Raw genomic sequence first — 575 nt, 5'->3', positions numbered from 1 at the left:
TCGCCCCCCTCATCACCCGGCTCAACCGGATCCGGCGCGAGAACCCCGCCCTGCAGCAACTGCGGGACGTGCACTTCCACGAGGCCGACAAGGAGTCGGTGATCGCGTACTCGAAGCGCAGCGGTTCGAACACGGTTCTGGTGGTCGCGAATCTGGATCCCCACCACACCCAGGAGGCCACGGTCTCGTTGGACATGCCGCAACTCGGCCTGGACTGGCACGAGTCGGTGCCGGTGCGCGACGAGCTCACCGGCGAGACCTATCACTGGGGCAGGGCCAACTACGTGCGTCTCGAACCGGGCACCCGCCCCGCGCACGTCTTCACCGTCCTGCGACCGTCCACCCCGCAGATCGGAGGGTCACCCACACGATGATCGTCAACGAGCCCGTTCCGGACAAGTTCGAGGACACCCCCGCGAAGGACCGCGATCCCGACTGGTTCAAGCGCGCCGTCTTCTACGAGGTCCTCGTCCGCTCCTTCCAGGACAGCAACGGCGACGGCGTCGGCGACCTGAAGGGCCTCACCGCCAAGCTCGACTACCTGCAGTGGCTGGGCGTCGACTGCCTGTGGCTGC

At 67.1% G+C, this 575-nt stretch carries 2 protein-coding genes; both read left to right on the top strand.

Going from position 1 to position 575, the window contains the following annotated elements; translation table 11 throughout:
- Nucleotides 1–374: alpha-glucosidase C-terminal domain-containing protein (locus E4U92_RS35560; protein ID WP_241681807.1), on the top strand; the 374-nt coding region annotated here is incomplete at its 5' end.
- A partial coding sequence (locus tag E4U92_RS35555) for an alpha-amylase family glycosyl hydrolase (RefSeq protein WP_241681806.1) occupies nt 371–575 on the top strand: 205 nt, incomplete at its 3' end. The genes E4U92_RS35560 and E4U92_RS35555, both read left to right, overlap by 4 nt.

The organism is Streptomyces galbus (genome assembly GCF_005280195.1).
Classification (GTDB): Bacteria; Actinomycetota; Actinomycetes; order Streptomycetales; family Streptomycetaceae; genus Streptomyces; species Streptomyces galbus.
This window is presented reverse-complemented; position numbering and strand designations above follow the sequence as displayed.